The following is a 12,709-nucleotide window of genomic DNA, read 5'->3' on the forward strand; positions in this document are numbered from 1 at the left end:
TGCCGCCGTGGTCGGATCGACCGCCTTCCTCGGCATGTATGCGGCGGGAACTCCTGCACTGGCGGACGATCTGCCGACCGCTGTGAACGGAATCATGGCTCAGCCCTCGGTCGCCACCGGCGGCTTCCTGACCAGGGCTCCCGACTTCTGGGAGGGCAGTGGCGACCTGTACGGATCCGGTCTCGCCAAGCATCCCAGGAGCCTTCAGGCGTTCGACCTGAATCCCGGAACGACGGGCTTCCTGCGGCAGACGCTGCAGAACATCAAGGCCGGCAGCTCCGTCACCGTGCGGTGGGACGACTCGCCGAACCAGTACGACGCAGGGGCCCCCGCCACGCGGCGCTACAACATCAGCGCCCCCGGCGGGGCCACGAAGGAGCTGGTCACGCTCCCGCGGACCACGGTGGGCACGCCCTGGCGGTTCGCGAACTCCTACACGTTCACCGCGAGCACGGACAACCCCGTGCTGACGTTCACGTCGCTCGACACCGGCGTCTACGGTGCTGTGATCGCCGACGTGCGGATCGACCAGAACACCGCCGCCACGGGTACTCCGAACCCGGAGACCCCGACGACGAACACGCCGGATCCGAGCCGGCCCCCGATTCCCTCGGGGGACAGGCCGCCCGTCGGCAATTCCAACACCTGTGTGCCCTTCTCGGACGGCTCGATGCCGACCGGCTGCATCGAACAGACGGAGAACCAGCAGGCGATCGACGACTGTCCGCCGGGCAACGCCTCCTGCATCGCCAAGTACGCCACCGACGGTGCGGCGACCAAGCAGGACACCGCCTACACCGCTGGTCTCGTCGACGGCATCGTGAACAAGGACCGGTACTCCAGCCCGGCGAACGCCGCGAACGCGATGTGCGGGATCTACACCCAGCACACCAGCCCGTACACGCAGGACCAGTACGAGTACGTCCCCGGCACCTGGAACTGCAAGGGCGGTCTGTCCAACCAGGACGGCGAGCAGATCCGGCCCACCCCGAGCGGCACTCTCACCCAGCTTCCCTCCTCCTAGGTGGCCCGGCTGCTGATCGCGCGGTCCGCGGGCGAATGCCCCGGTCCGCGCCACCGGCCCCGCCTCGTGACGCCGGACTCGTCTATCGGCGCGCGCCCTTCTGTCTTCCGCCGCCGTGTGCGGCGGCCCCCAGCACCGAAACAGGAGAAGACTGTGCTGATCCGTGTCACGCGGACTCCCGCCTCGTACGTCCTCGGTGGAGTCCTCGTACTCTCCCTGTCGGTGGCCGCGACCCCGGCCCGCGCCGACACCGCGTGGACGCCTGTGGCGATCGAGAACGCCCAGTTCGCCCTTCCGGCTGTGCCTCCCGCCCAGTCGAACACGAACACGCCCACAGGCTGGTACCAGTCGACACCCAACCCGAACCGCCTCCAGATGTTCTCCCCGACCCTGGCCAGGCATCCGCAGAACCTGCAGGCCGTGTCGCTGAACAACAACGGCACCGGCAAGCTGCGCCAGCGCCTGTGGAACGTGAACGCGGGCTCCAAGGTGCGCCTGCGGTTCTCCGACTCCGCCTCCACCCTCGCCTCCTGCACGCCCGGAGAGGTCGCCTCCGGCCAGAAGTACCGGGTGACGGCCTACAAGGAGACGGCCTACGAGGCGAACGGCGAGCCCGCCAAGGTGGGCAACACCCAGGAAATCGCACGCACCGTACACGTCACGCAGGACTACACCACCCTCGGCTATCCGAAGACCGGCACCACCACGCCCGGCAGCGGCGCCTGGTCGGACACGCCGAAGGTGTTCGAGTTCACCGCGGCCGAGGACAACCCCATGATCGTCTTCGAGTCACTCGAGGAGAACGCCCCCGCCGACGTCAGTTGCGGCCCCATGGTCACGGACGTCTCGGCCGAGGAGCAGGCGGTGGCGATCAACCATGACATCGAGCAGAACAAGATGCCGTTCAGCGCCTTCAACGGCGTCGACGAGGTCTCCATGGCAACCGCCAGCAACACCTGCAAGTCGTCCCCCACCGCCTGCAGGTTCACCGCCGACCCCCGCTACACCTACCAGTACTACCTCGCGAACCGGATCCTGGGCGAGGCGTACCTGAACTGCACCCGCAACCAGATCACCGACCGGCGGAACGTGACCTGGACCGAAGAGGGCTTCGACAGCATCAGCCAGGAACTGAACCGGGTCAAGAACGCGCACTCCGTCGACCAGAACGCCGCGAACACCGGCGTGGACGACGCCAACATGCAGACGACTGCAGCGAACCTGGGCGGCAACCCGAACATGTTCCAGCAGGCCGCGGCGGGCTTCCAGCGCAACGAGGGCAACCCGAACCTGGTCAACACGACCAACCCGTTCCTGGGAGCCCGCACCACCACCAAGGCGGTGGACCCCGCGGTCCAGCCCGGCGAGGCCAGCTGGATCGAGGTGCAGGCCTCACGGGAACGCGTCGAGGGGCTCTTCCGCAGCACCGCCGCCAACACCGCGATCAGCATCGAGGCCAGCCTCGACTTCCCCTCCGGAAAGGTTCCCGACCGGCTCTACGAGCGCTCGGGCCCGCTGACGCAGGACGAGAAGAAGCACTGCCTGACCGAACGTCCGCTGAAGGTCACCCCCGACAACGGCGGCACCCGCTCGCTCATGCGAGGCAGTGACGCAGGAGACCAGCTGGTGCGCACCCCGGCCTCACCGTCCGGCCGTGAAACCGAGCTCACCCCCCTCATCGCGGTCAAGCCGTAACCGGATCCCCGTCCCTGCAACGTTGATCGTTCAACTGGAGAGTCCCATGCGCAATCTCAAGAACAGCTCCCTTCGCTCTGCCCGGCGTTGCCGCCCGATACTGACCGCCAACGTGGGAGTCGTCTCGCTCGCGCTCACGGCGATGGCCGCTTTGCCGGCCTTCGCCACCGCACCACCCGGCGGCAACCCGGCCGCCCAGGCCTTCCGCAACGGCCAGAAGGTCGCGGTCAAGGACGTCCTCAAGGCCTGCAAGGGCAGTAACTGCGGCTTCCGGGTGACCGCAGGCCCGACCGAGTTCCTGACCGCCGTCACCAACGTCGGCAGTGCCATCATCAACTGCACCAACGAGGACATGGAAGTCGAACGCGAGGTCATCCTCACATCCTCGATCACGGACAACATCGAGGGCGAGATCTCCGGCACCGCCACCATCGAGGGCCACGTCGACAACCAGGCCGAGGTCACGGTCACCGGCGAGCTGAAGCAGACCGTCACCCAGCAGACCACGGAGAAGATCAGCAACACCTCCACCAACAGCAAGGAGGTGGCCGGAGAGGTGAAGGGCACCAACACCAACACCAGCTCCAACACGTTCCACACCGCCCCGAAAGACACGGGCCCCAACAACGAGTCCACCACGTCCACCGAGACTGCGACCGAGGCCACGAGCACCGTGACCAACAAGACGGAGAACTCCGTCACCAAGGACGCCGAGAACCAGCTCACCAACACCACCGAGGCCACCGGTACGGTCCAGGCCAGGGACCAGCTCGAAGTCGGGGTCAGGGCAGCATTCGAAGCCGCCTTCCGGCTCCAGGCGGGCACCGAGATCGCCACCGGCACCTCGGAAAGGATGAACTACAAGACCACCCTCAAGCCCAAGGACATCCTCACCTTCTCCGCGCAGAACGCCATGGTCCGCACCACCGGCACCCTGAACGTCAACGACGACACCGGCAGCGCCACCGTGGAGAACATCACCGTCGACAGTCCCTCCACCGTCACCGCCAGCTCGCTCATCGCGCAGACCTTCACCGGGGCCGGGCAGTGCGAGACGCTGCGGCCCACCCGAGACGCCGCGGACCCCCAGCCCACCGGCCCCTCCCGTGGATCCAGCAAGGCGATCGAAGGCCTTCCGGACGTGTACGAGATCCAAGCACCGGCCTCCGGCACCCGCCCGAGCACCACCAAGCACCTCAAGCCGGCCCGGATCTCCACCCACCACGGCTAGGCCGTCTCTTCCGGATCTTGTCGGGCCCGCGGCGCCCGGCACCGCACCCGGCCGCGTTGTCGGGGCGCCCGAGTACGTCCAGTACACGGGCGCCCCTCCGCCTTGCCGGCCTTCCCCTCGGCCCTGGCGGGCCTGGGGAGACCCCATGGCACCGGACGCCGCGGGCTCGGCCGACAAGATCCGGAAGAGACGGCCCAGTCCAGCGCCGGTACTCGTCGAACCACACACCACCGGAATCGACACCCCAACAAACGGAGCGCGGCCCAACCACCCTGGCGAACTGCACGCCCACAGGCCCAGTGCCCGACCGGACCTCAACCACCCGGCCGGGCACACGTCCGAACATGCCGGTCCTCCCTGTGCGTGCGCACGCCCGAGCGCCGGGCGACCTCGCCCACGCGCCCGGCACTGCGGCGACCAGCAGGCCGCCTGCGCCCTTTGCGGGACCTCAGCCAGACGAGCGGGCCTGCGGCCCTGGCGAGCGGAGCAGCGCGGCCTGACCAGGGTCACACCGAGGGTGCGACCAACGAGGCTGCGGCCGCAAAGGCAGTGTCACGTGTTCTTGTTGAGGAAGTCGAGGAGGATCTGGCGGCTGGTCTGGGAAGTGAGGCTGCCGTAGGCGTCGTCGAAGGCGTGCTCGGCGAATGGGAGTTCCTTCACCGTCGTGTCCACCTCCTTGGCCCGGAGCGAGGCGCCGAAGTCCTTGATGGTGTCGGGGCGGGTGCTGCGATCGCGGTCTCCCACGACGAGCAGGGTGCGCTGCAGGCCCTCTTGGACGTCGGTGATCGGGGAGACCTCGCGGTAGCGCTCGGGGTAGCGGGCAGGCGTGCCGCCGGTGAAGAGTTCCGCGGCCTCACGGGTGCCGGCGACGTCCTCCTTCCACATGCCGTCGACATCGGTGCCCGGGTAGAAGCCGACGACGGAGAACGGGGGCTTCGGAGTGGCGCCGTCGGTGGCCCGTATGGTGCCGTTCTTGAGCCGGTAGGCCGTGTTCATGGCGAGCCTGCCGCCAGCTGACATGCCGCCCAGCGATATACGGGACGAGTCGATGCCGTACTCGTCGGCGTGCTCCCGCGTCCAACCCAGGGCGGTCATCAGGTCCTGCGGGGCCTTGTTCCACGTGGGGCGCTCGGGGGTGGCCAGGCGGTAGTCGACGGCAATGACCGCCATGCCGTGGTCCGCCAACCAACGGCCAATACCCCGCAGGTCGCTCTTGTCGAAGGTGTGGAAGCCTCCGGCATGGGCGAGCACGATGGCCGGCACCTTGCTGTCCCGGCTCTCCTTGGCCAGGTACACGTCCGCTTCGAGCGCCTCACCGTCATGGGTGGCGTAGACGTGGGTCGCGTCCGGTGCGGCACCGACGGGGGAGGCGAGCTGGCTGAAGACCTGTCTGAAGGAGACCTTCGTACCGGCGTCGCGCGTGGCAGTGAACTGGACGCTCCCGATGCCCAGGGCAGCGGTGGTTGACAGTGCGGTCACCGCGGTGAGGACGCGCCCCCAGCGCACCAAGCCGCTACGCCAAGCCAGGGTTCCCAGAGCGGTACCAACGATGCCGATGAGTGCTATGTGGAGGGGGTACTGTCCGCCGACGACCGGCCGATGACGCCGGCCTTGGGGATGGCCGGAAGTACGCACCCAGCATGATGGCAGATGTGAAGAAGGCCAAGACCGAGGCGACCGAAGCGAGAACGACGCGTAGGGACCTCTTGATCCTGCCGGGGGACGAGGCCTGGGAACCAGGTACCGGGTATGAGACTTCTGACATGGTGGCGTTCCTTGAAGGCGTGGGGCGCGGGAGGACGGTGCCTCCAACTGGGGCTTTACAAGGTTCGCCTTCAAGGTCGGTGATCTGCGTCCCCCGGAGGAGCCAACCTGCTGCGTAGCCCTCCAGGGCTACGCCGACCTGCAACGCCGACGCCTCGACCGGAGCAACGACCACCTGCCGCCGACGGTGTATCAGCAGGACCATCGAGGAGCCGACGGGACGGAATGCCACGGCGGCCCCTCCGACCCACTCCTCCATGGCCCCACCAGAGAGGCGAACGGCCACCCGATGCGGCAACCGAGGCTGGCACGGCACGGCAACGCCGCCAGGGCGTTCCCCAGGAACCTCGAAGACGGTGGTGAGGATGGAGGCCGAGCGCCCCGTTGGACGCCGCGGCCACAGCGGCAGTCGCCGGCCCGGCGATCCTAAGAAAGCGGCCCGGCTAGGTGGCGGTTCGGAGCGAGGGCGTCCAGTGGGTAGCGTTGCCGGGAACGACCAGGCCGGTTTCGTAGGCGAAGACGGCGGCCTGGGTCCGGTCGCGCAGCTGCAGTTTGTGCAGAATGCGACCCATATGGGTCTTGACGGTCTCTTCAGCGACGACCAACACCTGGGCGATCTCCGCATTGGACATGCCCTGCGCCACCTGCGCGAGAACTTCGCTCTCGCGGTCGGTGAGCGCATCGATGCGCACATCGGTCGGCTGCTTGGCGCTCGGACTCACGCGAGAGAACTCTGCGATGAGCCGCATCGTGATGTCGGGTGCGAGCAAGGCCTCGCCCCGGGCCACCACCCTTACGGCTTCGGCAAGCTGGATGCCGGAGGCGTCCTTGAGGAGGAAACCGGAAGCCCCGGCGCGCAGCGCCTCGTACACGTACTCGTCGAGGTTGAAGGTGGTCAGGATGAGGATCTTCGTCGATGGCCCGGGGGCGGACACGACCTGGCGGGTGGCCTCGATGCCGTCCAGGCCGGGCATCCGGATGTCCATCACCATCACATCGGGCGCCAGCTCCTCGGCCCGGGCTACGGCCTGCCTACCGTTCTCGACGGTGGCAACGACCTCGATGTCGGGCTGGGCGCCGAGCAGGATGGCGAAGGCCTCCCGGACCATGGCCTGGTCATCGGCGATGAGCACGCGGATGGTCATGCGTAGGCCTCCGTGTCGGCGGCGGTAGTAGCGGCTTCGGACTCGGACTCGGACTTGGGCACGGGCGGGGGGCCGGCATCGCGTGGCAATACCACGCGGGCGACCTGGTGATCCCGAAGGACCTCGCCCTCGACATCGCGCTGGTCGTCGACGGCGACCTGATCGTGCACGGCTTCCTGGACGACTACGTCCACGACATCGGCATGCTCGTGGTGCTCGGCGACCTGGTGGTCCGCGACCTGGTCTCCTGGGGCTCGGTATACGTGGACGGCGACCTGCGGGCGGAGGGCATCGTCTACGGCTACTACAACGACTTCACGTTCGAGGTGAAGGGCGAGGTACACGCCCGAGCGCTGGTGTTGTACGACAAGTCCGCCTCTTACAAGACGGGGGAGCTGGGCGTGGAGGTGGAGTCCTACCATCCGCCCAAGGAGCAACTCCGGGCCGCCCGCGACATTTTCGTACCGCAGGTGTACGACGGTGGCGCGAAGCGGGCCAGGAAGGGCCTGCTGCCGAAGCTGGGCCGCCCGAGCTACCGGCGGGTCTGCCGTCGGCTGCGGGACGGTAAGCCACTGTTCCGTAGCGCTTAGGAGCCCACCAGCCCACCAGCCCACCAGCCCACCTGCTTCCTCACGCTCAACTACACGTAGAAAGCCACCCACCTGGCGCGCCGGTCTTCAGCCGAGGAGGCCCGAACCTCCAAAGCGCTTCTGGCCCCAGGCGGAACGGGAGGCGCTGCTGGGGCGAGTCGAGGAAGGGGAGAGGGGGAGGGTGGCAACCAGCATGCGGCGCCATCACGCTTGAGGACTGGGACTACACCCACGACAACGCCGTACCGCCGCCCGAGTCGCTGGCCCCGTCGAGAGCATCGAACAGCCTTCCTCCTTCCGAGCATTGGCTGTTGGAAAAGGCTGGTTCAGTTGACCGCCACGACGTCGGACGGCACCCGGCTGACCGGACCGGCCTGGTACCAAGTCCACACCCTGGCCTACGCCCAGGAACTCGGCCACGACGTCCACCCCATCGAGGCCTCCCTGCGCAGCGAGACCGGCGCCCACCTCGGCCCCTGGCACGACCGCCTCAAGACGGCGTTCATGGACACCCTGGCCGACCTTGGGCGTGTCACCAAGGACGTGACCGACGGCGGATGCCTGGCCGCGATGGAGGACGGCCGGGTGCGCCGCCTGACCGTCCACCTCCCCGCCGCCTACTCCGAGCGCCTCTTCACCGCCGTTGCCCAAGGCGCTGCCCACCGCGACCTGCGCGCGATCGTCCCTCACAGCCGTCGGGGCCCGACGCCTTCGTCGGCGAGCGCGTCGCCGGGGTTCAGCAGAGCGCAGGCCTTCATCGAGAGACATCCGCAGCCGATGCACCCGGTGAGCTCGGCCTCAAGCCGCTCGATGGTCTGTCGGCGCTCCTCCAGTCGACGCTTCCACTCACGCGAGGCCCGCTGCCACTCCTGGTGGCTCGGCGGACGGTCGAGCGGCACATCGGCGAACGCCTCCCGGAGGTCTTGCAACGGGATGCCGATTCGTTTCGCCACCGAGATCAACGCGATACGACGCAGCATGTGCCGCGGGTAGCGGCGCTGATTGCGCTCGTCGCGTTCGGAGGCGATCAGACCGAGCTCTTCGTAGAACCGCAGAGCGGAGACCGCTGATCCGGTCCGCGCGCTCACCTCGCCGATGCTCAGCCAGTCGTCCGGGGTGGCCCGGACACCGACGGAAAGATCGCTCGTCATCCAGAGCCTCCTCTTGCCCTCAAGCCTACTTGAGGCCCTACGGTCGGCTGCGTCGGAACGGCAAGCAGAAATGATCTGGAGAGGATGGCAGTCCAATGACGTTTGTGATCGCGTTGCCCTGTGTCGACGTGAAGGACAAGGCATGCATCGAGGAGTGCCCTGTCGACTGCATCTACGAGGGAGAGCGCATGCTCTATATTCACCCGGACGAGTGCGTCGACTGCGGCGCCTGCGAACCAGCGTGCCCAGTCGAAGCGATCCTCTTCGAGGACGACACCCCGCAGGAATGGCAGCACTTCAACGCTGTGAACGCCGAGTTCTTCTCCGACCTCGGTTCCCCCGGTAGCAGCGCGAGGCTCGGCCCGATCGAGAGGGATCATCCGCTCGTCACGGCGCTGCCGCCTCAGGGAGCCAATTGAGCCAACAGGCCGTGGAGCAGCACATGACCGTAGCCGCCACCATCCGATGCCCAGCCGAGCACACCGACGGCGGAGTCTGCAAGACGTCCACCACAGCACGGGAACGCCGGATCCGTGGTGGCGGCTACAGCTACTGACCGACACCCTCACTGATCGTGCCACGAGCACGGTCAGGTTCGAAGACCCGGCCCTCCTGTAGGTCCGCTCGCCTCGGGAAGAGAACAATTGCCGCCTGGGAAGCGATCTTCAACCGGTGTCTCCTGACTGGCATCTCAGCAGGTCAACGAGTCGGTACCTGACAGAGGCGCTTCGACAGGACACTCGGGCCGCTTCGGTCGACTCCGATCCGCTTCCAGATCGCCACCCTGCGGGCGCACCAGTCTGATCCGTAAGGCATACCCGCCGCCGCCCGATTTCCTCCTGGTCCGCGGAGACGGAAGAATCTGCCGAACACGTGGCACGCTGGAGGGACGTCAATTGACATCGGACATAGGCACGTTTGCCAGCCCATCCGCCGAGCGCCCGCCCTCCTCTGTACCCATCGACTGGACGGCCGTCGAGGACTGGCTCGGACTGCGGCTACCGGCTGACTACAAGCGGCTCGCCGACCGGTACGGGCCGCTGGACTTCGGTGAGTACGTGTGGATCCACGTGCCGTGCGTCCAGCGGGACCGCTTCGACTACGGTGACTGGCTGCGTGCGACGCACCGGCAGGCGCGGATCGAGGCGCGGGGGCTGCCCGAGGTCGAGCGGCCCGTGTTCCACCCCGAGCCCGGAGGCCTGTTGGCCTGGGGCTGCACACGGGGCAGCGACGTACTGTTCTGGGACACCTCGGCCTCCGTCGACCCCGACAAGTGGACCGTGGTGGTACGGCACTCGGGGGCGGTGCCGGGCAGTGGCCTGCTCCGCTGGCACCGGTACGACCTGACGTTCACCGATTATCTGCGGCACACCGTCCGCGACACCTGGGAGCTCCCTTCTCCTCCCGGCCCGCTGCTGGGCCCGCTGCCGGGCGCCGTCGCGCGAACCGGCTTCCTCCCCGACGCCGCGCCGTGGACCCCACCCGCTCCTACCCCACCTCGGCTCACCGAGGCCGAGCGCCGAATCGCGCTGGAGACCGGCACCGGGCTGGACGCATTGCGGCTGCTGTCGCCGCCACCCGAGCGCCCGTACCTCGGCAACCTCGGCAACGGCTCCTGGGAAGGGTTGTTCGTCGAACTGGGCACACGGCTGCCCGGGGAGTACGTGCGGCTGATGGACGGGTACGGCGCCGGCATCTGGAACGGGTGGCTACGTTTCCACACCCCGCTCCGGACCGGCGAGCGGCGTTTCCTCACACACGTCGAGGACACAGCGGACGCCTACCGGGAGCTCAAGGACGACCACCCGGGCTGGTACCCGCTGGCCGTCTGGCCCGAGCCCGGCGGCTTCCTCGCCTTCGCCAACTCCATCGACGGCGACTACCTCGGCTGGCTCACCGAGGGCGAGGATCCCGATACATGGCCGCTGATCCTCTGGCCCCGCCACGCAGACCAGGGACCGCCACTCGAGGGCGGCCTGATCGACACCCTCCTCGACTGGCAGCGCGGCACCCTGGTCGCGCCCGGGTTCGCCACCCCGGACGAGGACGACGACCCTGCCGAGGTCGCGGACTTCCGGCCCTTTGACGACCGCGCCTACTGGTGAGGCCTCAGCTGGCACTCGTGCGGTTGTCCGTCCGGCGGGTGCGCCGGGGTGTCGCGCTCGCGCCGCCGTTGACGATGCGCCGGCCCAGGCGATGCCCCGTGCCGTCCTACTCAGGGGTGGATGAGATGGCCAACGGCCGAGAGTAATGCTGCAGGGGCCCCGGTGGTGCCACGTAGCGCGCTGTTGTGGTGACAACTACCCTGCCCTACCCGCACATAGTCTCACCCGGCCGGGCAGCCATCGGTCCAACCGACTGCGTGCCGGAGAAGCGCGGCCGGATTCGCGGAGGCCATGGCCTCGGAGGATGACGGTGGCCTCCCCCACGCGGGTCGGAGGCGGTCAATGAGCGCAGCACGGGCTGGTCGGTGTGGCCCTTGTGTCAGATCGCGGTGCCGTGACCGCGAGGGTGCGTTGCATGACGCGGGCGACGACACCGCCGGGTGTGCACCCTCGGTGCTGCTCGAGGTCGAGTTGGCCCTTGAAGGTCTCGTTGACTGACTCGATGACCTGCCGCAAGGGCTTGAACAGTGGTGCGCCGAGCCGGCTGCAGCAGCCGGATGCCCTGCTCGGCCAACGGATGCTCGAAGTCGCGACCGAAGTCCCGATCAGCGTCTGCTCGGGCTGGCCGGCGACGAGCCCCGGTTCGGCCGCGATTAGGCGAGGGTGAAGGCGACCGGCAGGCCCTGGAGGGTGCACACCAGGTGCAGCCGAAAGCCCCAGAAGAAGCGGCTGTGGCTCGCGCAGTCCACGGGTGTGGAGTCCAGGATCCACACGTCGTTGCTCCACACTGAGGTGTCGGTGGCCAGAGTCCGGGTGACCCGGCGAAGCAGCTTGGCGGCCTTGCATGGCCGCTTGTTGTAGCCGGGAAGCTTCGGCAGGCAGGGGAAGAGATGCCGCAGGTGAGCGTGGGCATGGCGGAGCCACCCGGCCTCGGAGGTGACGCCGAGCATGGCCTGCATCATCGTGAGCGTGACTAGCTCAGCATCGGTCAGCTCGCGGAGCATTCCCGACGACCGGACGCCAGGGTGCATGACGCGGCGACGCCTTCAGCAGGTCGTCCGTCTTCACGCAATGTGCGGTCGTGAGCGGGTCCAACTCTGTCTTCACACTCTGACGTTGGGTTCCCCCGCCTCATAGCGCAACCGATCCCTTGGAATCGATCATCTACTGCTGTGACCGGGAAGGTTCGCCGGGCTGGGTGGTCGGGCCGCGGCGGGCGGCCCAGGTGTGGTCGATGCCTTTGCGGCGCCGTTTGGTCCGCACATCTGGTCGTCGCCGACGGAGTAGCAGACGTGGAAGCAGGTGATGCCGTGGGTGCGCCGGTAGGCGATCGGGGTTGGTTTGGCGTTGAAGTCGAGGTCCGGGGGCTCCTTCCAGGTTCTGGTCGGCGAGGACCGCACTGCGGCCCGGCTGCTGGTTACTGGGCGCCCCCGATGCCGTGCATCTGCCTCAGCGCGCCCGTGCGTCGTTGACGGGCACGGCGACGGCCAAGTGTTCGACCGTCCAGTACTCCTCCTCAACCCGCAGCTTGTCTGAGGAGGTCGGCCGCGTTGCAGTGGTCCTCGCGGCCGGCGTGCCGGCGCGCGGGCTGGAGGTGCCGGTCGCCTACGGAATCGTGGTGGTGCCCGGTTTTGGGTCGGAGTCGACCGTGGGGCGGGTGGGTCGTGGTCTCGGGGGGACGGTCGCGGCGAGCTTCGGGCTGGAACTCACTACGGTTGCGATCACGCTGAGCGTCAACGCGGTGAACCATCTGGATCTCAAAGACTCGCTTCCTGGGCGAGTTGAGGATTCGGAACGAAGAGCGGTGACGGCGCTCCAGTTCGGCGAAGGGCAGGTCATGCAGGGCACCGAAGATCGTCAACGAAGATGAGAAGAGGGCAAATGCGTGCAATGAGGATGAGGGCCAGTGGGGCTGCCGCATTGGCATTGATGCTGACATCGCCTGCGGGAGTTGCCTTGGCAGCGCAGACCGCGGGTCCGCCGGCCCCTTCACCACCCGTGGGG

General features: G+C 67.9%; 10 protein-coding genes and 2 pseudogenes. 8 read left to right on the forward strand and 4 right to left on the reverse strand.

The window, feature by feature from the left end:
- Positions 1-7: 7 nt before the first annotated feature.
- The 3 genes from OG207_RS42035 to OG207_RS42045 all read left to right on the forward strand — a co-directional run bounded on the left by OG207_RS42035 (position 8) and on the right by OG207_RS42045 (position 3,950).
- Positions 8-1,024, forward strand: a complete 1,017-nt coding sequence (locus OG207_RS42035) for a hypothetical protein (RefSeq protein WP_329106771.1) — start codon at positions 8-10, stop codon at positions 1,022-1,024.
- A 153-nt stretch (positions 1,025-1,177) separates the two neighbouring features.
- Positions 1,178-2,719, forward strand: coding sequence for a hypothetical protein (locus OG207_RS42040; protein ID WP_329106773.1), 1,542 nt, complete (start codon positions 1,178-1,180; stop codon positions 2,717-2,719).
- 46 nt (positions 2,720-2,765) lie between these two features.
- Positions 2,766-3,950 carry a hypothetical protein gene (locus OG207_RS42045; RefSeq protein WP_329106774.1) on the forward strand — a complete coding sequence of 395 codons (1,185 nt, stop codon included), beginning with the start codon at positions 2,766-2,768 and terminating at the stop codon, positions 3,948-3,950.
- Positions 3,951-4,502: 552 nt separating this feature from the next.
- Here OG207_RS42045 and OG207_RS42050 read toward each other — a convergent pair.
- Positions 4,503-5,429 (reverse strand): alpha/beta hydrolase, encoded by a 927-nt coding sequence (locus OG207_RS42050; RefSeq protein ID WP_329106776.1) that lies wholly within the window; start codon positions 5,427-5,429, stop codon positions 4,503-4,505.
- Positions 5,430-6,157: 728 nt separating this feature from the next.
- Positions 6,158-6,859: a response regulator transcription factor gene (locus tag OG207_RS42055; RefSeq protein ID WP_329106778.1), complete on the reverse strand. Its 702-nt coding sequence runs from the start codon at positions 6,857-6,859 to the stop codon at positions 6,158-6,160.
- Between the two features lie 107 nt (positions 6,860-6,966).
- On the opposite strand from OG207_RS42055, the gene OG207_RS42060 reads away from it, so the two are divergent.
- A complete protein-coding gene (locus OG207_RS42060; protein WP_329106780.1) occupies positions 6,967-7,449 on the forward strand; it encodes a hypothetical protein in 483 nt (160 codons plus the stop codon).
- Positions 7,450-7,791: 342 nt separating this feature from the next.
- A pseudogene (locus OG207_RS42065) lies at positions 7,792-8,025 on the forward strand (telomere-associated protein Tap); the annotation flags it as partial.
- Positions 8,026-8,135: 110 nt separating this feature from the next.
- Here the strand turns inward: OG207_RS42065 and soxR are convergent.
- On the reverse strand, positions 8,136-8,600 hold the full coding sequence (soxR, locus tag OG207_RS42070) for a redox-sensitive transcriptional activator SoxR (protein ID WP_329106781.1): 465 nt from the start codon (positions 8,598-8,600) through the stop codon (positions 8,136-8,138).
- A 95-nt stretch (positions 8,601-8,695) separates the two neighbouring features.
- Between soxR and fdxA the strand changes: the two genes are divergently transcribed.
- Both fdxA and OG207_RS42080 read left to right on the forward strand, forming a co-directional pair.
- Entirely contained in the window at positions 8,696-9,019 is a 324-nt protein-coding gene (gene fdxA / locus OG207_RS42075; RefSeq protein WP_329106783.1) for a ferredoxin, read from the forward strand.
- A gap of 477 nt (positions 9,020-9,496) precedes the next feature.
- The gene (locus OG207_RS42080) at positions 9,497-10,705 is read left to right on the forward strand and encodes an SMI1/KNR4 family protein (RefSeq protein WP_329106785.1); all 1,209 of its coding nucleotides are present in this window, start codon (positions 9,497-9,499) and stop codon (positions 10,703-10,705) included.
- Between the two features lie 328 nt (positions 10,706-11,033).
- Here the strand turns inward: OG207_RS42080 and OG207_RS44195 are convergent.
- Positions 11,034-11,812: pseudogene (locus OG207_RS44195) on the reverse strand (IS982 family transposase); the annotation flags it as partial.
- Positions 11,813-12,233: 421 nt separating this feature from the next.
- Here OG207_RS44195 and OG207_RS42090 point away from each other — a divergent pair.
- Positions 12,234-12,575 carry a hypothetical protein gene (locus OG207_RS42090; RefSeq protein ID WP_329106790.1) on the forward strand — a complete coding sequence of 114 codons (342 nt, stop codon included), beginning with the start codon at positions 12,234-12,236 and terminating at the stop codon, positions 12,573-12,575.
- Positions 12,576-12,709: the final 134 nt, after the last annotated feature.

This window comes from Streptomyces sp. NBC_01439, from assembly GCF_036227605.1.
Taxonomy (GTDB): Bacteria; Actinomycetota; Actinomycetes; order Streptomycetales; family Streptomycetaceae; genus Streptomyces.